At 74.9% G+C, this 24148-nt stretch carries 13 protein-coding genes; 6 read left to right on the top strand and 7 right to left on the bottom strand.

Annotated features, from left to right (window positions below; genetic code table 11):
- Nucleotides 1–6 precede the first annotated feature (6 nt).
- The gene (locus ACH4B3_RS25640; RefSeq protein ID WP_398466461.1) at nt 7–1089 is read left to right on the top strand and encodes a spirocyclase AveC family protein; all 1083 of its coding nucleotides are present in this window, start codon (nt 7–9) and stop codon (nt 1087–1089) included.
- A 67-nt stretch (nt 1090–1156) separates the two neighbouring features.
- Here ACH4B3_RS25640 and ACH4B3_RS25635 read toward each other — a convergent pair whose 3' ends face one another.
- Nucleotides 1157–4456: a beta-ketoacyl synthase N-terminal-like domain-containing protein gene (locus tag ACH4B3_RS25635; RefSeq protein WP_398466459.1), complete on the bottom strand. Its 3300-nt coding sequence runs from the start codon at nt 4454–4456 to the stop codon at nt 1157–1159.
- 1151 nt (nt 4457–5607) lie between these two features.
- On the opposite strand from ACH4B3_RS25635, the gene ACH4B3_RS25630 reads away from it, so the two are divergent.
- From ACH4B3_RS25630 to ACH4B3_RS25610, 5 genes are all read left to right on the top strand, one after another.
- On the top strand, nt 5608–17049 hold the full coding sequence (locus ACH4B3_RS25630; protein ID WP_398466457.1) for an amino acid adenylation domain-containing protein: 11442 nt from the start codon (nt 5608–5610) through the stop codon (nt 17047–17049).
- Entirely contained in the window at nt 17049–17285 is a 237-nt protein-coding gene (locus tag ACH4B3_RS25625) for an MbtH family protein (RefSeq protein ID WP_398466455.1), read from the top strand. The genes ACH4B3_RS25630 and ACH4B3_RS25625 overlap by 1 nt, the downstream gene beginning before the upstream one ends.
- A 488-nt stretch (nt 17286–17773) precedes the next feature.
- Nucleotides 17774–18433, top strand: coding sequence for a sigma-70 family RNA polymerase sigma factor (locus ACH4B3_RS25620; RefSeq protein WP_398466454.1), 660 nt, complete (start codon nt 17774–17776; stop codon nt 18431–18433).
- A complete protein-coding gene (locus tag ACH4B3_RS25615) occupies nt 18433–19581 on the top strand; it encodes a CU044_5270 family protein (protein ID WP_398466452.1) in 1149 nt (382 codons plus the stop codon). The genes ACH4B3_RS25620 and ACH4B3_RS25615 overlap by 1 nt, the downstream gene beginning before the upstream one ends.
- A 51-nt stretch (nt 19582–19632) precedes the next feature.
- The gene (locus tag ACH4B3_RS25610; RefSeq protein ID WP_398466451.1) at nt 19633–20445 is read left to right on the top strand and encodes a potassium channel family protein; all 813 of its coding nucleotides are present in this window, start codon (nt 19633–19635) and stop codon (nt 20443–20445) included.
- A gap of 87 nt (nt 20446–20532) precedes the next feature.
- On the opposite strand, the gene ACH4B3_RS25605 is transcribed toward ACH4B3_RS25610, so the two are convergent.
- The 6 genes from ACH4B3_RS25605 to ACH4B3_RS25580 all read right to left on the bottom strand — a co-directional run bounded on the left by ACH4B3_RS25605 (nt 20533) and on the right by ACH4B3_RS25580 (nt 24141).
- The gene (locus tag ACH4B3_RS25605; RefSeq protein WP_398466449.1) at nt 20533–20982 is read right to left on the bottom strand and encodes a DUF6003 family protein; all 450 of its coding nucleotides are present in this window, start codon (nt 20980–20982) and stop codon (nt 20533–20535) included.
- Nucleotides 20983–21154: 172 nt separating this feature from the next.
- The gene (locus ACH4B3_RS25600) at nt 21155–21286 is read right to left on the bottom strand and encodes a DUF6893 family small protein (RefSeq protein ID WP_398466447.1); all 132 of its coding nucleotides are present in this window, start codon (nt 21284–21286) and stop codon (nt 21155–21157) included.
- Between the two features lie 5 nt (nt 21287–21291).
- Nucleotides 21292–22164, bottom strand: coding sequence for a hydrogenase maturation protease (locus ACH4B3_RS25595; protein ID WP_398466445.1), 873 nt, complete (start codon nt 22162–22164; stop codon nt 21292–21294).
- Entirely contained in the window at nt 22161–23261 is a 1101-nt protein-coding gene (locus ACH4B3_RS25590; protein WP_398466443.1) for a hypothetical protein, read from the bottom strand. The genes ACH4B3_RS25595 and ACH4B3_RS25590 overlap by 4 nt, the downstream gene beginning before the upstream one ends.
- On the bottom strand, nt 23258–23938 hold the full coding sequence (locus ACH4B3_RS25585) for a DUF6084 family protein (protein WP_398466441.1): 681 nt from the start codon (nt 23936–23938) through the stop codon (nt 23258–23260). Before ACH4B3_RS25585 ends, ACH4B3_RS25590 begins: the two co-directional genes overlap by 4 nt.
- Nucleotides 23935–24141 (bottom strand): hypothetical protein, encoded by a 207-nt coding sequence (locus ACH4B3_RS25580; RefSeq protein WP_398466439.1) that lies wholly within the window; start codon nt 24139–24141, stop codon nt 23935–23937. The genes ACH4B3_RS25585 and ACH4B3_RS25580 overlap by 4 nt, the downstream gene beginning before the upstream one ends.
- Nucleotides 24142–24148: the final 7 nt, after the last annotated feature.

Below are 24148 nucleotides of genomic sequence, written 5' to 3'. Positions count from 1 at the left end.
ACAGCCATGAGCAGTCATCAGGCCCCGCCCCCGGAAGCGACCGAGGCGACTCCACCGGCTCCGGGCGGGGACGTCGGGGACCGGCCGGCTCCGTCGCGGGCCGATCTCCCGGCCGCCGCCGGTGGGGGCGGCCCGGCGGCCGGTGCGGCGGCGGGCGGTGCCCGCCGGGTGACGCCGGTCGTGGTGTGGGCGTGTCTGGGCGCGTTCTTCGTCGTGCTCCAGGTGTACGTGTTCGCGAGCTGGATCCTCGACGGTGGTCTGGATGTCGAGAAGGCCGACGTCGACCACGATCCGCATCTGGGCATGAAGTTCGTCGGGGTGCTGGTTCCGCTGTCCTCGCTGCTGACGGTGGTCTGTCTGACGGTGAAGTTCGCCAGGGACTCCCGCCGGCTGGGGCGGGCCACCTTCGATCTGCTGATGGTGGGCGGCCTGGCGCTGTGCATGTGGCAGGACCCGCTGGTGAACTGGATGCACCCGGTGGTCGCGTTGAACACCAACGAGTTCCTGGTGACCGGTTCCTGGGGGCCCTACGTGCCCGGCTGGCAGGGAGCGGGGCCCAATCAGCAGGCGGAGCTGCCGCTGCCGGCGCTGGTGGCGTCGCTGGGAGCCCTCATGATGATCATGGGGGTGGGTGCCGCGATGCAGTGGCTGGCCAAACGGCGCCCGGGGGTCCGGCCGGTGCCGCTGATGGCGTTCGGCCTGGGGGTGGGCTTCGTGCTCACCGCGTTCTCCGAGGCGTTCTTCCCGCTGATGGGCATCTTCTTCTGGTCCCGGGCCATTCCGGAGCTCACCCTGTTCAGCGGTCACTGGTTCCAGTTCCCGCTGTACGAGGTGCTGATGGCCGGGATCTTCTTCACCTCGATGGCGATCGTGCGGTACTTCGTGAACGAGCGCGGTGAGACGCTGGTGGAGCGTGGGGCGGACCGGCTCGCCCCGGCGCGGGCCGTGTGGGTGCGCTTCCTCGCGGTGGCGGCGGTGGCGAACGTGACGTACCTGACGTACATGGTCGGGCAGATCCTGTTCTCGCTGGCCGAGGGGAGCCCGCCGGACAGTCTGCCGGACTTCATGCGGCCGGCCGCCGCCTGGTGACCGTCCCCGGACCGGCGACGCCGTACGGCCGTGGCAGCAGTGCCACGGCCGTACGGCGTGGTGCGGTTCAGCCGGCTCCCGGCTCCGGGGCGGGCGCGGCCGGCGTCGGCGATCCTCCGCCAGGCTCCGGGTGGGCGCTCGCCCGGCCCGCGGGGGCCGCGTCGCCGGCGGGCGCGGCGGCGACCGGCTCGGCGAGGAGGGTGGTGAGCAGCCGGCGCGCCTGGTCGCGCAGGGCCTGTTCGGTCTTGGCGGACAGGATCCACGGCACGATGCCGGGGGTGAGGAGCTGTTCCCGCGCGTCGTCGGCGAGGTGGGGGCCCGCGTCGGGTGCCGGGGGTTCCGGTGGCGCCTCCTCGAGGATCGTGTGGGCGTTGGTGCCGCTGATGCCGAAGGAGGACACCCCGGCCCGGCGCGGCCGTTCGCCCCGCGGCCAGGGCACCGGCTCGGTCAGCAGCCGCACCGCCCCGGAGGACCAGTCGACGTAGGGCGACGGCTGGTCGATGTGCAGGGAGCGGGGCAGCATGCCGTGCCGGAGGGCCTGCACCATCTTGATCACTCCGCCGACGCCCGCCGCGGCCTGGGCGTGGCCGATGTTGGACTTCAGCGAGCCGAGGTGGCACGGCCGGTCGGCGGGGCGGTCCCGACCGTAGACCGCGAGTAGCGCCTCGGCCTCGATCGGGTCGCCGAGCCGGGTGCCGGTGCCGTGCGCCTCGACGGCGTCGACGGCCGCCGCCGGCAGCCCGGCGTCCGCCAGCGCGGCGCGGATCACCCGCTGCTGGGACGGCCCGTGCGGAGCGGTCAGCCCGTTGCTGGCCCCGTCCTGGTTGACCGCGGAGCCGCGCACCAGGGCGAGCACCGGGTGTCCGTTGCGCCGGGCGTCGGAGAGCCGTTCCAGCAGCAGCATGCCGGCGCCCTCGGCGAGGCCGAAGCCGTCGGCGGAGGCGGCGAACGCCTTGCACCGGCCGTCCGGCGCCAGCGCCCGCTGCCGGCTGAACTCCACGAACATGCCGAGCGTGGACATCACGGTCGCTCCCCCGGCCAGCGCCAGCCCGCACTCGCCGCGGCGCAGCGCCTGCACCGCGAGGTGGAGGGCGACCAGTGAGGAGGAGCAGGCGGTGTCGACGGTGATGGCCGCACCCTCCAGCCCCAGGGTGTAGGCGAGGCGTCCGGAGGCGACGCCGCCCGTGTTGCCGGTGAGCAGGTGTCCGGTGGCCTCCGATCCGGAGTCCAGGCGGGGTCCGTAGTCCATGGTCATCGCGCCGACGAAGACGCCGGTGGGGCTGGCGCGCAGCGAGGCGACGTCGATGCCGGCCCGCTCGATCGCCTCCCAGGCGGTCTCCAGCAGCAGGCGCTGCTGGGGGTCCATGGCCCGCGCCTCCCGGCGCGAGATGCCGAAGAACGCGGCGTCGAAGGTGTCGGCGTCGTGCAGGAACCCGGCCTCCCGCTGGTAGTAGCGGCCCAGCGTGCCCTGGTCGGGGTCGTAGGCGGCGGTGGTGTCCCAGCCGCGGTTGGCGGGGAAGGACGAGACGGCGTCGGCGCCCTGGTCGAGCAGCCGCCACAGTTCCTCGGGGCCGGTCGCCCCGCCCGGGTAGCGGCACGCCATGCCGACGATGGCGATGGGGTCGCCGTCGCCCGCGGCCCGGGGGGCCGGTCCGGTGGCCGCGTCGGCCGGCGGGCCGAAGAGCCGGGCGTGCAGGTGGTCGGTGAGCGCGCCCGGAGTGGGGTGGTCGAAGACGACCGTCGCGGGCAGCGGCAGCCCGGTGACGGCGGTGAGCCGGCCGCGCAGTTCCACCGCCATCACCGAATCGAGCCCGCACTCCAGGAAGGTGCGGTGCTCCGCCACCGCGGCCTGGCCGCCGTGCAGGGCCGCCGCCTCCCGGCACACCAGGGTGAGCAGTGCGGTGCGCCGGGTGTTCGGGGCGGCCGCGGCGAGCCGGTCGGTGAACTCCCCCGCGGTGCCCGGGGTGCGGTGCCGGTCGTCGGCTTCCGCGGTCTCCGGGACGTCCTCGGCGGGCGGTAGTCCGGTGGTGCCGGGCGGGTGGGGGGCGAGGCACCGTTCCCCGTCGATGGGGACTCCGTGCGCGTACAGCTCGCCGAGGGCGGTGAGGAACCGGGTCGCGCCCGGCTGGCGGCGGCGCAGCGTTCCGCGTACCAGCGCGCCGCGGCCGGCCGCGTGCAGATCGGCGGTCTCCTGCATCGCCGAGGTGAGGACGGCGTGCGGGCTGACCTCCAGCAGCACCTGGTGCCCGTCGCGCAGCAGTGCCTGGGTGGCGGCGGCGAACCGGACCGGCCGGCGCAGGCAGTGGACCCAGTGCTCGGCGGTCAGCGCCGGCTGTGGCAGCAGGTCGCCGGTGAGGGAGGAGTAGTACGGCAGGTGGGCGGTGCGGGGCCGCAGGGGGGCGAGGTCGTCGCGTAGCCGTGGCTCGATGGCGTCGATGTGCGGGGAGTGCGCGGCCAGTCCCACGGCGATCTTGCGGGCCCGCACTCCGGCGAGGGCGAGGTCCGCGAGGAGTTCCTCGGCGGCGTCGGCGTCCCCGGCGACGATGGTCGAGCGGGGTCCGTTGAGGCCGGCCAGGACCAGTCGGCCGTTCCAGCGTTCCAGCCGCTCCTCCGCTTCGGCGGCCGTGGCGGTCACCGCGACCATCGCGCCGCGGCCGACGAGCGTCTCCTGCGCCTGGCTCCACAGGGCGACCGTCCGCGCGCAGTCGTCCAGCGACAGCGCGCCGGAGAGCGCGGCCGCGGTGACTTCCCCGACGCTGTGCCCGAGGACCGCGTCGGGGCGCACGCCGTGCTCCGCCCACAGGGCCGCCAGGGCGAGGCCGGTGGAGAACAGAAGGGGCTGGACGATGTCGGCGCGCAGCAGTTCGCCGGCACCGCCCCGGCCGTGGAGGACATCCGGCAGCGACCAGTCGGTGAACGGCTCCAGCGCCTGGGCGCACTCGTCCATGGTGCGGGCGAACGCCGGGGAGAATTCCAGCAGTTCGCGAGCCATGCCCGGCCACTGCGAGCCCTGGCCGGGGAAGACGAACGCGATGCGGCCCGCCGTCCCTTCGGCGTGCACGAGTCCGGGCAGGGGCGCCCCCTCGGCGAGTGCCGCGAGCCGTTCGAGGAATTCCGTCCGGTCCGCCGCGATGAGTGCGGCGCGGTGCCGCCCGGCACCGGGGGCGGGGGCGGGCCCGGATTCCGTGGCGGGGGCGGGCCCGGAACGGGTGGCGGCGGCGAGGGTTCTGCCGACGTGCGCGGGGTGCCAGTCGCTGCGGGCGGTCAGCTCGTCGCGCAGTTGTGCGGCGCGGGCTGCCAGCGAGCGCCTGCCGGGGGCGGAGAGCAGCCACATCATGGGAGACCCCGTACCGGTTTCCTCTATCATCGCGTCGCGTTCCTTTCGAAGCCTGACGGGTTGTGGGCGTTCTCTTCCGGATGTGCGCGGGGTCGGGGTGTTCGACGCGATGGCATGACGACGGCCGCGCCGATGCGTTGCCGCCTTGGGACGCGCGGATTCCGGGCAAGAGATCTTCTCGTCATACGCGCACCGGAAACGGTCGGGTCGTCGACCGACGGGAAACCACTCTTTCGAGTCATGCGGGTTCGCGGCGGCACCGCGTCGCGCGACCGGGTTCGGGACGGCGCGCCCGACCGGCCGCGGTTCCGGCGGGGCCGGGCGACACCGGAGTGCGGGCCCGGCGCCAGGGGCGAGCGCGGCGGAGTGACGCCGGGAGGCCCGGCCGCCTTCTTCCGGACGCCGGATGGCCACATCCGCGTATACCGGTAATCGCTGTCTCCCTCCGGGGTACATTCCGTGCCGGACGGCACCGGTTGCCGGGCACACGCCCATCGTGTGGTTCACGGGTACGTGCCGGAGTGAAATCGGCGCCTGGCGGGTGGATTTCGCTCCGGCACCGGGTGCGGGGCGGTTTCCATTCCCTCCGTCCGCCCCGTCGACAGGCGCATCGTTCCTGCTGGAGAACCGGCTCGCGTCACCGGTGGACCGGAGCCGTCATCTCCGCTCGAAGGCGACTCAATTCGACAGTGCGCAGTGGCCACAGCCGAGTGGAATATCCACCGTACCGGCCCGCCTCTCCCCCATGCACGATCGATGGCCCATATCCGCACCGGCCCTTGTGTGCCCAGGTCAGATGCATATCGGCAGCGAGTGTTCGGCGATATGCGCCGGCATCGACGGTGCGGATTTATTCGGAGAACCGTAAACTAGCGCAACCCCATCCCTAATATCCGATTATTCGGGTGGCGGTTGACCGTCGATCGCGACCACGGCAACGATGTTGATCCCCGCACTCCGTGAGTCGCTGTGAACTCGGCACCGCACATCAGGCTGATCCCATCTCTTCCTGACACGTGGCCGTACGCCGTGAAAATCGCACGGTCACTGCTCGCGCAGGGCCGGATTCCGCAGCCGGCTCGACACTTCCCGTCGCATTACTGGGAGCTCTCATGACGGCTACTGGTGGATTTCCCGCCGACGGCTTCTCCGCAGGCACCCGAAGCCCGGAGCGAGGGGCGGTGCCGACGGACGAAGAACGGGAGTTGCTGCTGCGCACCTGGCAGCCGAGGGCCGACATCACTCCGGAGAGCTGGCCCGACCTGTTCCAGCGGCGGGCGCGCACCCACCCGGAACGCCTCGCGGTCACCGACCCGTGCCATGCCTGGACGTACGCCGAGCTGAGCACCCGGGCGAACCGGGTGGCGCACTGGCTCATCGCCCGCGGACTCGGGCCTGAGCAGTCGGTGGGTGTGGCGATGCCCCGCTCGGCCGAACAGCTCGCCGTCATCCTGGGAGTCCTCAAGTCGGGCGCCGCATACCTTCCGGTCGATCCGGACTACCCGGACGAGCGGATCGCCCACCTGCTGACCGATGGCGCGCCGACGCTGCTGCTGGCCGACACGGGGACGCTGAGGGGGCTGCCGCGGGACCCGGCTGTCGAACGGGTGCCCACCGACGCGCCCGGCACCTCGGCGGCGTGGCAGCGGTGCCGGCGCACCGACCCCACCGACGCCGACCGGACCGCTCCGCTGCTCACCGCCCACCCCGCCTACGTCATCCACACCTCGGGTTCCACCGGCCGTCCCAAGGGGGTGCAGGTCACCCACGCCGGACTCGCCGGACTGGGTGCCGCCCTGGTCGAGGGCACCGCGGCCGACGCCGGCAGCCGGGTGGCGCAGCTCGCCTCCACCAGCTTCGACGCCTCGGTCCTGGAGTACCTGCTCGCCCTCACCGCCGGCGCCACCCTCGTCATCCCCGCCCAGCAGCGCCTCGCCGGCGAGGAACTGGCCGCCTTCCTCACCACCGAACACATCACCCACGCCTTCATCCCGCCGTCGGTCCTGGCCACCCTCCCCGACGGCGCCCACCGCACCCTCACCCACCTCACCGGCCTCATCGTCGGCGCCGAGGCCTGCCCGCCCGCCCTCGCCGCCACCTGGTCCGCCGACCGCCACATGACCAACCTCTACGGCCCCACCGAGACCACCGTGGCCGCCACCATCAGCCACCCGCTCACCGACCACCGCGTCCCCATCGGCTACCCCCTGCCCGACACCCGGCTGTACGTGCTGGACGAGCGGCTGCGACTGCTGCCCCCGGGCGCCCCAGGCGAGCTGTACATCTCCGGCCCCGGCCTGGCCCGCGGCTACCTCCACCGCCCCGCCCTCACCGCCGAACGCTTCCTCGCCGACCCCTACGGACCACCCGGCACCCGCATGTACCGCACCGGCGACCTCGCCCGCTGGAACCCCGACGGACAACTCCAATACCTCGGCCGCACCGACAACCAACTCAAGATCCGCGGCCACCGCATCGAACCCGGCGAGATCGAAGCCCTCCTCACCGAACACCCCGACGTCGCCCGCGCCGTCGTCACCACCCGCCACCTCACGGACGGAGACGTCCGGCTGGCGGCCTATGTGGTGCCCGCCGCGGGGGACGCGACCACGCCGGAGGACTCGGCCGCGGAGTGGCGGAACATCTACGACACCCTCTACGGCGAGTCGTCGGGCGCCGAGTTCGGCACCAACTTCCACGGCTGGAACAGCACCTACACCGGGGAGCCCATCCCGCGGGCGGAGATGGAGGAGTGGCGCCGGGCCACCGTGGAGACCATCCGCGAACACCGGCCCGTCCGCCTGCTGGAGATCGGCGCCGGCTCGGGCCTGCTGCTGGCGCCCCTCGCCCCGCACGTGAGGAGCTACTGGGCCACCGACTTCTCCCGGGCCGCCACCGACTACCTCACCGCACGGACCCGGCACCGGGACTGGCGCCACGTCCATGTCCGCTGCCAGCCCGCCGACGACTTCACCGGGCTGCCCCGCGGCTCCTTCGACACCATCGTGCTCAACTCCGTCATCCAGTACTTCCCGCACCGGCACTACCTCACCGACGTCCTCGACCGGGCCGTCGAACGGCTCGCCCCCGGCGGCCGGATCGTCATCGGCGACATCCGCAACCACGCCACCCACCACGCCCTGCGCACCGCCGCGCTCGCCACCACCAGTCCGGACACCGCCGCCCTCAACCAAGCCGTCCAGCAGGCGCTGCTCAACGAGGAGGAACTCCTCGTCCATCCGGCCTTCTTCAGCGTCTACGCGCAGCGCAATCCCCGCGTCACCGGGGTGGACATCCGCCTCAAGACCGGCGCCGCCCACAACGAACTCACCCGCCACCGCTACACCGCCGTCCTGCACACCGCGCCCGCCGGCCCCGCCGCGCTGGACCTCGCCCCGGCCCTCCCCTGGCCGGCGCCGTCCGCCACCGCGGCGGCGGACGCCCCGGAGAACACGCTGAGCCGGCTCACCGGGCGCCCGGAGGGTCCGGTGCGTATCACGGGCATCCCCAACAAGCGCCTCACCGCGGAGTGCGCCGCCCTGCGCGCTGCCCGCCGGCAGGCGCCGGTCGAGGAGATCCGCCGGATCCTGGCGGAGGACGACCCGGCCGCCGTCGACCCGGAACGGGTACACCGGTGGGCGGCCGGACGCGGCTACCGGGCCGTGTGCACCTGGAACCCGCAGGCCCCGGACGCCTTCGACGCCGTCCTCGTCCCTGCCTCGCACACCGCCGCCGCCTACACCGGGACCTACGACCCCGCGTCCGCCGGGCGGTCCGCCGCCCCCCTCACCAACACCCCCCGCACCACGCTCGCGACCACCACGCTCGTCACGGCCCTGCGGGAACACCTCAGGCGGCATCTGCCGGCGCACATGGTGCCGGCGACCCTGACCCCCCTCACCGACATCCCGCTCACCTCCAACGGGAAGGTCGACCACCAGGCGCTGCCCGTTCCGGACACCGCGCCGCGCGCCCACGGGCGGCCGCCCCGCACGCCGCAGGAGGAGATCCTGTGCGCGCTGGTCGCCGAGGTGCTCGGGCTGCCCGCCGTGACGATCGACGACGACTTCTTCGACCTGGGCGGGCACTCGCTGCTGGCCACCCGGCTCACCAGCCGCATCCGGGCCACCCTGGACATCGAGGTGCCGCTGCGCACGCTGTTCGCGGCGCCGACCGTCGCCCGCCTCACCGAACACCTGGAGCCCTGGGCCGAGACCCAGACGCCCCTGGTGCCGATGGAGCGGCCCGAGCGGCTGCCGCTGTCGTTCGCCCAGCAGCGGCTGTGGTTCCTGTACAGGCTGGAAGGCCCCTCGGCCACCTACAACATGCCCTTCGCGCTCCGGCTGACCGGTGAACTGGACCGGCCGGCGCTGGAGGCCGCCGTCCATGACGTCATCGCCCGCCACGAGACGCTGCGCACCACGTTCCCGGAGGCCGACGGGCAGCCGTACCAGCACATCCTCCCGCCCGAAGCGACCCGGGTCCCCATCACGGTGCGCCAGGTGACCGAGGAGGAGCTGCCCGGCGCGCTCGACCGCGCCGCGCGGCACCCGTTCGACCTGGCGTCGGAACCTCCGCTCAGGCCCTGGCTGTTCACCGTCGCCCCCAACGATGCGGTGCTCCTGCTGGCGATGCACCACATCGGCGGTGACGGTGCCTCCGTCGGCCCGCTGCTGAGGGACCTGGCGACCGCCTACACCGCGCGCCGGGCCGGCCGGGCGCCGGACTGGGCACCGCTCCCGGTGCAGTACGCGGACTACACCCTGTGGCAGCGCCGGCTCCTCGGTGCCGCCGACGACGACGCGACCAGCCGTTTCGCCCGGCAGCGGGCGTACTGGGCGGGGCAGTTGGCCGGTCTGCCGGACGAGGTGACGCTCCCCTCCGACCGGCCCCGGCCCGCCGTCGCCTCCCACGTCGGCGACACCGCGGACCTCACCCTCGACGCCCGGCTGCACGCGGAGGTCAGGGAGCTGGCCCGCGGCGGCGGCGCGACCGTGTTCATGGTGCTGCACGCCGCCCTGGCCGCCGTGCTCACCCGGACGGGCGCCGGAACCGACATCCCGCTGGGCTCCCCGATCGCCGGACGCACCGACGACGGGCTGAGCGACCTGGTCGGCTTCTTCGTCAACACCCTGGTCATCCGTACCGACACCGCCGGTGACCCGGCCTTCGCCGACCTGCTCGCCCGGGTGCGGGAGACCAGCCTGACCGCCTACACCCACCAGGACATCCCCTTCGAGACGGTGGTGGAGCAGCTCAGCCCCACCCGGTCCACCGCCCGTCACCCGCTCTTCCAGATCATGCTCGCGCTGCAGAACGGCACCGACACCTCCGTCGAACTGCCGGGTCTGCGGACGACGTGGGCCGACGCGAGCCCGGGGGCCTCCCGGACGGACATGACCGTCAGCCTCGCCGAGACCTTCACCGCGGACGGTGAGCCGGACGGCATCACGGGGTTCGTGGAGTACGCCACCGACCTGTACGAGCCCCGGACGGTACGGGCGTTCCTCACCCGCTGGGTGCGGCTGCTGCGGGCGGTGTGCGCCGATCCCACGGTGCGCATCGGCGCCGTCGACGTCCTCGGCCCGGAGGAACGCGGCCGGCTCCTGGACACCTACGGTCGTGGCGAGCCCGGGCCGGCCCGGCGGACCTGGCCGGAGCTGTTCCGCGGCCGGGTGGCCGCGGCGCCCTCCGCCCCGGCCGTCGAACACGCCGGGGTCCGCTGGAGCTACGCGGAACTGAACGCCCGGGCGAACCGGATCGCGCACTGGCTCATCGGCGAGGGCGCCGGCCCGGAGCGTCCGGTCGGCGTCGTGCTGCCGCGCGGCGCGGAACAGGCCGCGGTCATCCTCGGCGTCCTCAAGTCGGGCGCGCCGTACCTGCCCGTCGACCCCGACTACCCGGCCGAACGCATCCGGTACGTCCTCGGTGACGCCCGGCCCGCCCTGACCCTGACCACCGGGGACCTCGCGGCGGCCCTCCCCGGGGACCCGCCGGTCCGCCTGGTGGCGATCGACACACCGGACACCGCGGCGGCCTGGGAGAAGTGCCCGCCCACCGATCCCACCGACGCCGACCGGACCGCCCCGCTGCTGCCCGCCCACACCGCCTACGTCATCTACACCTCCGGTTCCACCGGCCGCCCCAAGGGGGTGCAGGTCACCCACGCCGGGCTCGCCGGGCTGTACGCCCAGCACACCGGGCGCTTCGGCTGCGGCCCGGGCGCGCGGGTACTCCAGTTCTCCTCCCCCGGCTTCGACGCGGCGGTGTGGGAGCTGACCATGGCCCTGAACACCGGCGCGACGCTGGTCGTACCGGAGCGGGACCAGCTCGCCGGGGAGGGGCTGGCCCGGGTGCTCGCCGAGCGGCGGATCAGCCATGCGACGCTGCCGCCGTCGGTACTGGCCACCCTCCCGCCGGGCGCTCCGGACGCCCTGACGGGTCTGCGCTCGCTCACCTCCGCCGGCGAGGTCCTGCCACCCGGCCTCGCCGCGCGCTGGGCCCCCGGCCGCACGCTGATCAACGCCTACGGGCCGACCGAGACCACCGTCTGCGCCGCCGCCAGCGCGCCGCTGACCGGCGGGCGGCCGCCGGTCGGTGCGCCCACTCCGGCAACGACCGTGTACGTGCTGGACGAGCGGCTGCGGCTGCTGCCCCCGGGCGCCCCCGGCGAGCTGTACATCGCCGGCCCCGGCCTGGCCCGCGGCTACCTCCACCGCCCCGCCCTCACCGCCGAACGCTTCCTCGCCGACCCCTACGGACCACCCGGCACCCGCATGTACCGCACCGGCGACCTCGCCCGCTGGAACCCCGACGGACAACTCCAATACCTCGGCCGCACCGACAACCAACTCAAGATCCGCGGCCACCGCATCGAACCGGGTGAAGTCGAATCGGCGCTGACCGAACGCGCCGACATCCGCCAGGCCGTCGTCACCGGCTACCGGCACGGCGACGACGCACTGCGGCTCGTCGCGTACGCCGTGCCCGCCGACCCGCACACCTTCTCCGTCTCCGCCGTCCGGGAGGACCTGCGGCGGAGGCTGCCCGGACACCTGGTCCCGGCGAGCATCACGGCCGTCGACGCGGTACCGCTCACCGCCAACGGGAAGGTGGACCACCGGGCGCTGCCGGCGCCGGAGCACGCCGGCGCGGCCACCGGGCGCGCCCCCCGCACGCCCCGCGAGGAGGTCCTGTGCGCCCTGTTCGCGGAGGTCCTGGACCTGCCCTCGGTGACCATCGACGACGACTTCTTCGACCTGGGCGGGCACTCGCTGCTGGCCACCCGGCTCACCAGCCGCATCCGCACCGCCCTGGACGCCGAGGTCCCGGTGCGCGCCCTGTTCGCGGCGCCGACCGTGGCCGGGCTCGACGAGCGGCTGGCCGCCACCGGGGACGCCGACGGGGCCCGGCCGGACCTGGTCCGGGCCGTCCGGCCGGAGCGTTTGCCGCTCTCCTTCGCGCAGCAGCGGTTGTGGTTCCTGTACCGGCTGGAAGGGCCGTCGGCCACCTACAACATGCCCTTCGTGCTGCGGTTGACCGGCGAGGTCGGGCACGCGGCGCTGGAGGCGGCGCTGGGTGATGTCATCGCCCGACACGAGACGCTGCGGACGGTCTTCCCGGAGGCCGGCGGCAGGCCGTACCAGCGGGTCCTGGCGCCGCGGCGGGCCGGTACCCCGTTGGAGGTGCGGCAGGTCTCGCCGGACCACTGCGCGGCGGCCCTCGACGAGGCGGCCCGGTACCCCTTCGACCTGCGCGCCGAGATTCCGCTGCGGGCCTGGCTGTTCACCATGGGCCCGACCGAATCGGTGCTCGTGCTCGTGCTGCACCACATCGCCGCCGACGGCTGGTCGCTGCGCCCGCTCGCCGAGGACCTGGCCACCGCGTATGCCGCGCGCCGGGCGGGGACCGAGCCGTGCTGGGCCGAACTGCCGGTGCAGTACGCGGACTACACCCTGTGGCAGCGGGAACTCCTCGGCGACGACGGCGATCCGGAGAGCCTGCTGGCACGGCAGTACGCCTACTGGGCGGGGCAGCTGGCGGACCTTCCCGAGCACGTCACGGTGGCCGGTGACCGGCCCCGCCCGGAGACCGTCGGCTACGCGGGCGACGCCGTCGACTTCACCCTGGACGCCGGGCTGCACCAGGCGGTCCGCCGGCTCGCCCGGTCGACCGGCACCACCGTCTACATGGTGCTGCAGAGCGCGTTGGCGGCCTTGCTGACCCGGCTGGGGGCCGGCACCGACATCCCGGTCGGCGGTGGCATCGCCGGCCGCACCGACGACCGGCTCAACCGGCTGGTCGGCCTCTTCGTCAACATGCTGGTGATCCGGACCGACACCTCCGGTGATCCGGCGTTCACCGAGCTGCTGGAGCGGGTGCGGGAGACCAGTCTGGCCGCGTACACCCACCAGGACCTGCCGTTCGACACCCTGGTGGCCAAGCTCAATCCCGAACGCTCCACCGCCTACCATCCGTTGTTCCAGGTCGCCCTGGTGCTGCAGAACAACCGGGACGCGGACTTCCGGCTCCCCGGCCTCCGGGTGCGGCAGCGGTCCGTCGGCACCGGGACCGCCCGCTACGACATGCTGCTCAGCGTCTCGGAGAGCTTCCGGGACCGGGCGGAGGCCGGGATGGCCGTCACCGTCGAGTACGCCACCGACCTGTACGACCCGCGGACGGTGGGGACGTTCGTCGCCCGCTGGGAGCGGCTGCTGCGCGCGGTGTGCGCAGACCCCACCGCGCGCATCGGCGGCGTGGACGTCCTGGGCCCGGACGAGCGTCACCGGCTCCTGGCCGGCTACGGGCAGGGCCGCCGGGGGCCGGCCCCGGCGAGCTGGCCGGAGTTGTTCCGCGGCCGGGTGGCGGCGGCGCCCTCCGCCCCGGCCGTCGAACACGCCGGGGTCCGCTGGAGCTACGCGGAACTGAACGCCCGGGCGAACCGGATCGCGCACTGGCTCATCGGCGAGGGCGCCGGCCCGGAGCGACTGGTGGGTGTGGTCATGCCGCGCGGCGCGGAACAGGCCGCGGTCGTCCTCGGCGTGCTCAAGTCGGGCGCCGCCTATCTGCCGGTCGACCCGGCCACACCGCCCGAGCGGCTCCGCCGCATCCTCCACGACGCCCGGCCGGCCCTCGCTCTCACCACCCGGGACACCGCGGCGCGCCTCCCCGACGGCCTGCCGGTCCGCCTGGTCGCGGTCGGCACACCGGACACCGCGGCGGCCTGGGAGAAGTGCCCGCCCACTGATCCGGCGGACGCCGACCGGACCGCTCCGCTGCTGCCCGCCCACACCGCCTATGTCATCCACACCTCGGGTTCCACCGGCCGTCCCAAGGGGGTGCAGGTCACCCACGCCGGGCTCGCCGGACTGGGTGCCGCCCTGGTCGAGGGCACCGCGGCCGACGCCGGCAGCCGGGTGGCGCAGTTGTCGTCCGCCGGTTTCGACGCCTCGGTGCTGGAGTACCTGCTCAGCCTCACCGCCGGGGCCACTCTCGTCATCCCCGCCCAGCAGCGTCTCGCCGGCGAGGAACTGGCCGCCTTCCTCGCCGGCGAGCACATCACCCACGCCCTCGTGCCGCCGTCGGTCCTGGCCACCCTCCCCGAGGGCGCCCACCGCACCCTTACCGACCTCACCGGCCTCATCGTCGGCGCCGAGGCCTGCCCGCCCGCGCTCGCCGCCGCCTGGTCCACCGGCCGGCGGATGACCAACGCCTACGGCCCCACCGAGGCCACCGTGGCCGCCGCCCTCAGCCGCCCGCTCACCGACCACCGCGTCCCCATCGGCCACCCGCTGCCCGACACCCGGCTGTACGTGCTCGACGAACGGCTGCGACTACTGCCCCCGGGCGCCCCCGGCGAGCTGTACATCGCCGGCCCCGGCCTGGCCCGCGGCTACCTCCACCGCCCCGCCCTCACCGCCGAACGCTTCCTCGCCGACCCCTACGGACCACCCGGCACCCGCATGTACCGCACCGGCGACCTCGCCCGCTGGAACCCCGACGGACAACTCCAATACCTCGGCCGCACCGACAGCCAACTCAAGATCCGCGGCCACCGCATCGAACCCGGCGAGATCGAAGCCGTGCTGGCCGGCCATCCGCAGGTGGCCCGCGCCGTGGTGACCGCGCGTCCGGCCGAGGAGGGCGGCGCCCTGCTGGCCGCCTACGTGGTCCCGGCCGCCGACGACTCCGCCACCGCCGGTGACCGGGTCGCGGCGTGGCGGGACCTCTACGACACCGTCTACGGAGAGTCCCCGCAGAGCGAGTCCGGTGACTTCCACGGCTGGAACAGCACCTACACCGGGGAGCCCATCCCGCGGGCGGAGATGGAGGAGTGGCGCCGGGCCACCGTGGAGACCATCCGCGAACACCGGCCCGTCCGCCTGCTGGAGATCGGCGCCGGCTCGGGCCTGCTGCTCACACCCCTCGCCCCGCACGTGAGGAGCTACTGGGCCACCGACCTGTCCCCGGTGTCCGCCGAGCACCTGACCGCCCGGGCCCGGCAGCACGGCTGGACCCATGTGGAGGTGCGCTGCCGGGCCGCCGACGACTTCACCGGTATCCCGTCCGGCTTCTTCGACACCATCGTCCTCAACTCCGTCATCCAGTACTTCCCGCACCGGCACTACCTGACCGACGTCCTCGACCAGGCCGTCGAACGGCTCGCCCCCGGCGGCCGGATCGTCATCGGCGACATCCGCAACCACGCCACCCTCCACGCCCTGCACAACGCGGTGCACGCCGCGCACGCGCCCGACACCGCGGCCCTCGACCGGTGCAGCCGGGAGTCCGTGCTCAACGAAGAGGAACTCCTGGTCCACCCGGACTTCTTCGCCGCCTACGCCGCGGCCGCCCCGGGCCTGGCCGGGGCCGACATCCGCCTCCGGCGCGGGGACACGCACAACGAACTCACCCGGCACCGCTACGACGCGGTCCTGCACGCCGCTGCCGCCCGACCCGTGCCGCTCGGCGACGTCCCGGCCGTCGCCTGGCACCCGGACGCCGACCCCGGCGGCACCACCGGCCTGAGCCTGCTCGCCCGGCTCGTCCGGGAGCACCCGGGCCCGCTGCGCGTCACCGGCATCCCGAACCAGCGGCTGGCCGCCGAGTGCGCCGCGCTGCGGGCCGCCCGGGCCCACGCGCCGATCGAGGCGGTCCGCCGGGCCCTGGCCGCGACCGACCCCGGGGCGGTGGACCCGCAGGCGGTGCACGCCTGGGCCGCGGACCGCGGCTACCAGGCCCTCACGACCTGGAACCACCGTGCTCCGGACGCCTTCGACGCGGTGCTGCTGCCGCCCGAGCACCCCGCGGCCGCGTACGACGGCACCTACCTCCGGGCCGCCGGCGGCGGGTCGGCGGCGGACTGGACCAACACCCCCCTCACCCGGCTGACCACCGCGGTCGTCACCGCGCTGCGCCGGCACTGCGAGAAGTACCTCCCCGCCCACATGGTCCCCACCGCCATCGTCCCGATCGCCGACATTCCCCTGACCGCCGCCGGCAAGGTCGACCACCGGGCACTGCCGTCCCCGGTCCCCGCGGCGGGCGCCGGCACGCGGCCGCCGCGGACGCCGCGGGAGGAGGTCCTGTGCCGGCTCTTCGCCGAGGTGCTCGGGCTGCCCGTGGTGGGACTCGACGACAACTTCTTCGACCTCGGTGGCCATTCCCTGCTCGCCACCCGGCTCATCAGCCGGGTGCGGGCCGTGCTGGGCGTCGAACTCTCCCTGCGGTCGGTGTTCGCCCATCCCACCATCGGCCGGCTCAGCGCCCATCTGGACGGCGGCGCCGGCCCGGACAGCGCACTGGAGGTGCTGCTGCCGCTGCGCACCGCCGGGGATCTGCCGCCGCTGTTCTGCGTCCACCCGGGCAACGGGATGTGCTGGACCTACGCCCGCCTGCTGCCGCACCTCAGCGCCGACATCCCGGTCTACGGTCTGCAGTCGCACGCGCTGGCCCGTCCGGACGAACTCCGCGGCAGCATCGAGGAGGTCGCCCGCGACTGTGTCGAGGCGATGCTGCGGGTGCAGCCCGAGGGGCCGTACCACCTGCTCGGACACTCCTTCGGCGGCATGGTCGCGCACGCCATGGCCGCCGAGCTGGCGCGCCGCGGCGGACGCGTGGAGGTGATCTTCTCGCTCGACTCGGAGCCCGCCCGGCCCGCCACCGCCGAGGAACTGGCCGTCCTCCGGGACACCGGCCGGATGTACGCGGGCATCCTGGCCGTCCTCGGGGTGGACCCCGAGGACATCCCCGGCGAGTCCCTCACCTACGAGCAGTTCTCCGCCGTGGCCCGGACCACCGGCACGGTGCTCGGCAGCATCTCCGAGCGGGACTTCGAGGCGATGCTGGCACTGCTGTGGAACAACGGCCGGCTGGCGGGGGCCTACCGGCACCAGCGGGTCGCCACCGATCTGCTGCTGTTCGCGGCCACCGACCAGGAGAAGGTGGTCACACCGGGGATGTGGCGGGAGTACGTCGAGGGGACCATCACCCACCATCCGGTCCCCTGCCAGCACGGAACCATCACCACCCCCGAAGTCCTGCGCTCCCTCGGACCCGTGATCGAAGCCCGTATGCGGCGGTCCACCGGCCGCCCCGCCCGGCAGAAAGGCGAGAACCTGTGATGTCCAACCCCTTCGAGGACACCGAGAACGGCACCTACCTCGTCCTGGTCAACGACGAGGGCCAGCACTCCCTGTGGCCGCACTCCGTCGAGGTGCCGGCGGGCTGGCGGATCGCGCACCCGGCCGACAGCCACCAGGCGTGCGTCGCCTACATCGAGGAGAACTGGACCGATCTGCGGCCCCGCAGCCTGGTCGAAGCGATGGACCGGGCGGCGTCGGGCGCGCCCGGCTCCTGAGGACCGCGCCGCGGACACCCGGAGCGGACACCCGGCACGGACACGGCACGGCCATCCGGCACGGACACGGCACGGCCATCCGGCACGGATCCGCGGACCGTCCGCGGGTCCGCGCCGCGCCCGGCGCATCACGGCCGGGCCGGGCCCGTTCCGGGATGCCGTCCGGGCTTCCCGGGAGCGCGGCCGGGCCGGGGGCCCCAGCCGGCCCGCCTCGTGCTCCGCGCCCGCCGCGCAAGCCGCTTGGACCGCTCCACTTCACCGTCGTGCCGCTCGGCCTGGCATGACCGCCCACGCGCCCGGCACCCCGCTGCGCCGCAACCGCCGGGGCGGTCCAGCCCGGAGGGACCGGACCGCCCCGGCCGGGACGGCCGGAACGGACGCCGGCCCGGGACGGGTTCCGGGAACGCCGTAGGTTCGGCGGTAACGCCGGGCCCTGGCGCACCACTTCCTGGTGACAGATGACACCCGGAAGGACGGAGGTGCGGGCGGTGACCGATGACGCGGCGCTCTTCACCGCGATGTACGACGCCTGCCGCCAGCGCGTATGGGCCTATGTGGTCAGCCGCGCGGGACGGCAGGTCGCCGATGACGTGGTGAGCGAGACCTTCGTGGTGGCGTGGCGGCGCGCGGGCGAGATCCCGCAACCGCCGCTGCCCTGGCTGCTCGGGGTCGCCCGCAACGTCCTGCGTGACACCGTGCGGGCGGAGCTGCGGCGGGCCTCGCTCGCCGCCGAACTGCGCGGCTGGACGGAGGCGGTGGCCCCGGCCGAAGGCGACATCGCCGACGAGGTGGCGGACCGGTTGGCGATGCGCCGGGCCCTGGTGTCCCTGCGCGAGGACGACCGCGAGGTGCTGATCCTCGCGGCCTGGCAGGGGCTCAGCCCCCGCGAGGCGGCCACGGTGGTGGGCGTCTCGGCCGCCACGATGAGGGTCCGCCTGCACCGTGCGCGCCGGCGGCTGGCCAAGGCGCTGGAAAGCACGGCGGCCACCACGCCGGGGCCGGACCGCGCCCCGGCCGGGCCCCGTCCCACCCCGTCCGCCGCGCCGCCGGTACCCGGCGGCGCGGTGGCCGTGACCCCGGCCGCGTCCGCGCGGGCCGGCGCCCGCCCCGTCACCGCCCGGGCCGAATTCACAGGAGAGGAAGCCTGATGCAGCGCGATCTGATGCGGCGGCTGGCCGCCGCGAGGCCCCACCACCTCGACCCCGGCCGGCCGGCCGGCGACGAGGCCCGCGCGGGGCGGCCGGCCCCGGCGGTGCGACCGCCGGCGACGGCCGCGCCCGGCCCCGGGCACCGGCCCGCCCCGCGGCGCCCGAGGCTCCGGCGCCCCGGTTGGGCCGGCGCGCTGGCCACCGCCGCGGCCGTCACCGCGGTGATCGTGGCCACCGCGCCCGGTGCCGGTACCGGTGGCGCCGAGCCGGCCGACGGCGGGTCCGCGGTGCTGCTCTCGGCCGCCACCAGCGTGGAGCGCGGCCCCGGGGCGTCGGGCCGCTACTGGTACCAGGAACGGCGCTCCGGGTCGATCCGGCACGTCCCCGGCCGGGACTACGACCTCGATGTGCGCCACACGACCCGGGTGTGGGTCGCGAAGCAGACCTCCCGGCGGTGGCTGGAGTACCGCGACATCGGCGCCCGGCCGGCCACCGCCGAGGACGCCCGGGCGTGGCGCGCGGACGGCTCGCCCACCTCCTGGCGGCTGACCGCCCCCGGAGCACCGGACGGCGCGGCAGCGGAGGTCGTCACCCACCGGGGAGCGGGGGTGCTGGAACGGGACGCGCCCGGTGGCGGTGCGGACACCGTCCCCATGGTCGAGTTCGGCCTCGCGGAGCTGCCCGGTCTGCCCACCGAGCCCGGGGAGCTGCGCGCCGCGCTCTTCGGCATCATCGACGGGAAGTACAACGCGCCCCGTGGGGTCCTCGACGGGATGGTCGCGACCGCCGCCGAGCACCTTGCGGTCGAGCTGCCCGCCTCGCCCGAACTGCGCGCCGCGGCCTACCGGCTGCTCGCCACCGAACCCGGGGTGCGGGACATCGGCGCGGTGACGGACCGGGAGGGCCGGGCCGGCAACGCGGTGGCCATCGACGATCCGGCCGGCGGCGAGCGGCGGCTGATCTTCGACCGGAGGACCGGACTGCCGCTGGGCACGGAGCACTTCGCGGCGGACGGTCGTCCGGAGAGCTACACCAGCGTCATCGCCACGGCCTGGACCGGCCAGGCGCCGCCGTTCGACGAGGACTGGTCGGCCCCGCGGCGCGAACCGCCCGCCGCGGAGGGGAAGGTCGGTCCGGCCCGCCGCTGAGCGCCGGGCGGCCGCCCGCGGTCCGGGCGGCCGTCACTACGATGAGGGGTCATGCGAGGTACGGAGACTCAGCAGCGCTGGGAGCAGCGCACCCAGGCCCCCCTGCTGGGGCTGGCGGTGGTGTTCGCCGTCGCGTATGCCGCGCCGATCGTGCTGCCGGACGCCGACCCGCTGGTGCACCGGGTGTGCCGGGGGGTGGAGTGGGCGGTCTGGGGCGCGTTCGCCGTCGACTACCTGGCGCGGCTGTACCTCGCACCGGCCCGGTGGCGGTTCGTCCGCGCCCAGCCGCTGTCGCTGGCCGTGGTGGTGCTGCCGATGATCCAGCCGCTGCGGCTGCTGCGGCTGGTGTCCACCCTGCTGCTGGCCGGGCAGCGGGCCCGGATGGCCGCCCAGGTGCGTCTGACCACCTATGTGGTGGGGTCCTGTGCCGGGTTGCTGATGTTCGGTTCGCTGGCGGTGCTGGAGGTCGAGCGGAACGCACCGGACGGCAACATCCGCACCCTGGAGGACGCGGTGTGGTGGTCCTTCACCACCATGACCACGGTCGGCTACGGCGATCTCGCCCCCACCACCGGCTGGGGCCGGCTCCTCGCGGTGGGCCTGATGCTGTCCGGTATCGCGCTGCTGGGTGTGGTGACCGCGAACATCGCCGCCTGGTTCATCTCCCGGTTCGAGCGGGACGACGCCGTGGAACGCGACCGGACGGCCGCCATCGAGGCGCTGACGGCCGAGGTCCGGGCGCTCCGGCGGGAGGTCGCCGAGCTGTCCGCGCACGGCGCGGGAGGTCACGGCGAACCGGCGGGAACGGCACCCGGCCTGCTGCCCGCGCCGGCCGCCGAGCGGGAGTCCCGCCCCGGCGGCTGACCGACAGAGCCGTGCGGCGGCCGGGCGGCCGCTAAGCCGCGGGCCGGGGTGGCCGGTACCGGGGACGGGCCCGGCGCGGGTGCCCGCTCAGGCGTCCGCGGCGGTGCCGAAGACCGTGCGGTGGGCCTGTTCCACGGCCGCCGGGTCCAGTCCGGTCAGCTCCACGACGCGGTGGGCCGGTACGCCGTGGGCCAGCGCCCGCACCACCAGGTCCTCCGCCCCTTCGGCGAGCCGTCCCAGGTTCCGCAGTTCGCCCTCCACGGCGGCCCGCGCCTGCGGCAGGCAGGCCAGCCGGACCGTCTCGCCCTCCGCGGCGCTGAGCGGTACCGGCAGCCGCTCCGCCTGCTCCGGTATGGCGGCGCCGGCCTCGGGCGGGAGTATCCGGACCCGGTGGGAGGACGCGCTCACGCCGTGTGCCTGGAGCCAGGCCCGCACCGCGGGCGTCGTCAGGCACTCGAGCGGACCCACGGCCGGGACGGGCGCGCCGACCGCGGGTTGTGAGTCGGGGATGATGATGAGACAGGCGTCGTCCGCCATCGCGCGATTCCCTCCCGTGCCCGGCCGCCTCCCTCGGCGGCCGGTGGTCGCTCCCCTTCTTGCCGCTCCGGCCCGGCGCATGCCCGTCCGGCCGGCCGTCTTTGCGGTCGGCGGCGGCGGTCGGCTGCGGGAGACCGTCCGGCGGGCGGACGGTCCCTCCCGGGGCCGGGGCTCACATGGCCTTCATCCGGAGGTAGCGGCGCGCCTCGGGGAGTTCCGAGAGGACGAGCGCGAGCACGGTCGCCGCCACCGCGCCCGCGACCGCGCGGACGACGGCCGGCGGGATGAAGATGCCGTTTCTCATCGGGTTCACCTTTCTCCGGGGGCCGCGGCCCGCGTCGGGGGTTCCGCGGCGGGATGTGGTGCGGCCGCCGGTGGCCGGCCGTCGAGCAGGGCGCCGACCACCGAGGCGACCAGCGGGACGGCGCGGCCGACGGCTTCGCGCACGGGTTCGCTGAGGCCGACGACGACGTCCGGCTCCTCGCCCGTCATCCGCACCAGGGGTTCGCAGCCCAGGACGAGGACGCGCGGGAGGTGGCCGTCGCCGAGCCGCCGGGCGAGGGCGAGCACCCGTACCGGGTCCATCGCGTGGGTCTCGACCATGCGGTCCTCCGGCGGCGGGTCGGGTTCGATGACCGACAGCGTCCCGGGGGCGCCGCCGCGCGGTGCCGCGTCCACCAGCAGCGCGGCGTCGTAGCCGTCCAGCAGCCGGTAGGCGAGGTCCATGCCGCGGATGCCGAAGTCGGCGACGTGCACACCGGGCGGTGCCGGCCACTCCCGCAGCAGCGCGGCGACGACCTCCGGCCCGAAACCGTCGTCGGCGAGGAACATGTTGCCGATGCCCGCGACCAGGATCCGCGGCCGGTTCCGGCCCGGGCCGGGACGCCGGTCCAGCGGCTCGACCTCCTCCGGGGTGAAGAAGAACCGGTGTCCGATCTTGCCGCTCGCGCCCAGTTCCCGGCCCGGGTCGTCGTGGACCAGGACGGCGACGTGGGTCTGGCCGTCCAGGTCGTCGTAGACCGCGTCCACCTCCGCCTCCCGGCCGGCCAGCGCGAGGTCGAGGATGTCCGCGCGGCGGGCGGGCCGGAGGCGGACCCTGCTGCCGCGGCCGATGTCCACACCGTCCACCCGTACCGTCGGGACGGCGGGCCCGGGGGCCGCCCAGGGGTCCGCGGGCCTCATGCGGTCCCTCCCGCTCCGGGGTGCGCGGCGGCCGGCAGCGGGCGGAACTCCCGGACGGCGCCGTGCAGGGCGGACATCGCCTCCGGTCCGAGGCCGGCGCAGCGGTCCAGGATCTCCGCGGCCCTGGGGTCGCAGGCGCGCGCCTCCGCCTGTTCCTCCTCGGTCATGCTGAGCACGCTCAGTACGAGGAGCTGGTCGATCTCGGTGCCGTCGAAGAGGTCTCCGGGACTCTCCGGGGCGACGGCGGGGAAGTCGTAGAGGGTGAGCGGGGAGGCCAGCACGGTGTGCGCGTGCCGGGCCTGCGGGTCCCGGCCGCCGGCCGGCGGCGCGTCGCCGACGAGGACCGGCCACCAGCCGCGCTGTGCGCAGGCCGCCGCGGCGGCCCGGGCGTGGTCGGGCGGGTCGGTCAGCGACAGGAAGCGGCCCCGGTCGCTGTGGAGCACCAGATGGGTGGAGGCGAGGGCGTGGCCGGCCGCCCGGTCCCGCGCCCACCGGTCGCCCGGCTCGGGGCCGGGGTGCGGGGTGGTGTTCCGGACCTCCACGGTGAGCCGGTGCAGTCCGCCGGCCACGGGCTCGGCCCGGGTGGTGAGCTCGCCGGTGAGTCGCCGCCAGTCCCGTACGAGACCGCCGACGCGCCGTCCGGAGCCGTCCGTGAGCGGCTCGGTCCGCGACCCCTCCGCGATGGTGAAGGGCGTGGTGCGGGTGGCGCCGGGGACCGCCGCGGTGAGGGTCACCTCCCGCTCGGTGGCCTCCTGCCAGCTCTGGTGGCGCACCCCGTCGACCCGGAGTTCGTCGACGGGCTCGGGGCCGTCGGGGCCGTCGCGCACCACCGTCCGGTCCACCACGTGCAGGAAGCGCAGGCGCAGCGACACCTCGCACGGGCCGTCGCCGGTCTCCAGCAGGACCTGCGCGGCGGCGGTGTGCGGCTCCCCCAGGCGCTCGGCGCAGGGACCGGCCGGGAAGACCCCGCCGAAGGTCCAGCGCTGTGTGTTCTTCAGGGCCGACCGGCGGTAGGGCCACAGCAGGTACCCCTCGTACAGGCAGGTGCGGGCGATCCGGTCGACGGTGTCGGTGTCGGGGACGGCGGCTGGGGTCATGGTGCTCCTGACCGGTCGAGGAGTTCGCGTACGGCGTCGTCGGCGCTGCCGAGCACCTGGCGGAGCCGGTAGGCGTCGAGCCTGTCGTGGGTCGCCCGGGAGAGCCGCAGCCAGGGCTGTGCGCCGTGGTAGCGGTCGACGAGCCGGTGCCACACCTCGGCGGGAAGGTCGTGCGTCGTCTCGGCGGACCAGGGGATGGCGGCGGCCATGAGGGCACCGGTGTGCCCGGGCGGGGAGCCGTCGTAGAAGACCGTGCCGTTGAAGAGGAAGCCGAGCGGCACCCGGCTGTCGCGCACCGCGCGCAGGTACTTGGTCACCGCGAGTTCGGGGTCGGTGGTGCAGGGCAGGAGCAGCGGCACGGTGGTGCGGCCCGCGAACGGCGGCAGGTGCGAGGTGAGCTGTGCCCAGGGCAGCGGTCGCATGCTGCGGCTCCACTCCCGGGGCAGTCCGAACAGTTCGGTGAGTCCCTCCCGCACCTCCGGCGGGTGCGGTGCGCGGGCCGGCTCGACCCGGACGGTGGTCGTGAGCGACACCGCGCGCACCGCGCCGGAGGCGGTGACCTCCAGGGTGAAGCGGAGCGTGGGCACGGCGGCGTGGGTCTCCGGCTCGGCTCCGGCGATCCGGAAGGCGAGTTCGGGGACGGTGGGGCGGGTGGTGTCGGGGGCGGGTGCCGTCATGCCGGGGAGAGGTTCGGCATGCCGGGCATGATGGGGTCGCGTTGTCCGGCGTTGATGCCGGTCGACCGGCGCGCGGTGGAGGTGTCGTCCGGCCGGTGACCCGGCTGGTGTTTGTGGACCCCGAGGTGGTTGCCCCGGCGTACTCCGTTGACGTGTGCGGTGGCGTCCGGTGTGATGTCGGCCTTTCCCACGGTGATGCCCATGGTTCCT

It is taken from the genome of Streptomyces sp. NPDC018031 (assembly GCF_044327625.1).
Lineage (GTDB): Bacteria > Actinomycetota > Actinomycetes > Streptomycetales > Streptomycetaceae > Streptomyces.
This window is presented reverse-complemented; position numbering and strand designations above follow the sequence as displayed.

Coding starts and splice junctions, on each gene's coding strand:
- ACH4B3_RS25590 (WP_398466443.1), bottom strand. CDS start 23,261: ATGACCCCAGCCGCCGTCCCCGACACCGACACCGTCGACCGGATCGCC.
- ACH4B3_RS25580 (WP_398466439.1), bottom strand. CDS start 24,141: ATGGGCATCACCGTGGGAAAGGCCGACATCACACCGGACGCCACCGCA.
- ACH4B3_RS25610 (WP_398466451.1), top strand. CDS start 19,633: ATGCGAGGTACGGAGACTCAGCAGCGCTGGGAGCAGCGCACCCAGGCC.
- ACH4B3_RS25625 (WP_398466455.1), top strand. CDS start 17,049: ATGTCCAACCCCTTCGAGGACACCGAGAACGGCACCTACCTCGTCCTG.
- ACH4B3_RS25605 (WP_398466449.1), bottom strand. CDS start 20,982: ATGGCGGACGACGCCTGTCTCATCATCATCCCCGACTCACAACCCGCG.
- ACH4B3_RS25585 (WP_398466441.1), bottom strand. CDS start 23,938: ATGACGGCACCCGCCCCCGACACCACCCGCCCCACCGTCCCCGAACTC.
- ACH4B3_RS25595 (WP_398466445.1), bottom strand. CDS start 22,164: ATGAGGCCCGCGGACCCCTGGGCGGCCCCCGGGCCCGCCGTCCCGACG.
- ACH4B3_RS25600 (WP_398466447.1), bottom strand. CDS start 21,286: ATGAGAAACGGCATCTTCATCCCGCCGGCCGTCGTCCGCGCGGTCGCG.
- ACH4B3_RS25635 (WP_398466459.1), bottom strand. CDS start 4,456: ATGATAGAGGAAACCGGTACGGGGTCTCCCATGATGTGGCTGCTCTCC.
- ACH4B3_RS25615 (WP_398466452.1), top strand. CDS start 18,433: ATGCAGCGCGATCTGATGCGGCGGCTGGCCGCCGCGAGGCCCCACCAC.
- ACH4B3_RS25640 (WP_398466461.1), top strand. CDS start 7: ATGAGCAGTCATCAGGCCCCGCCCCCGGAAGCGACCGAGGCGACTCCA.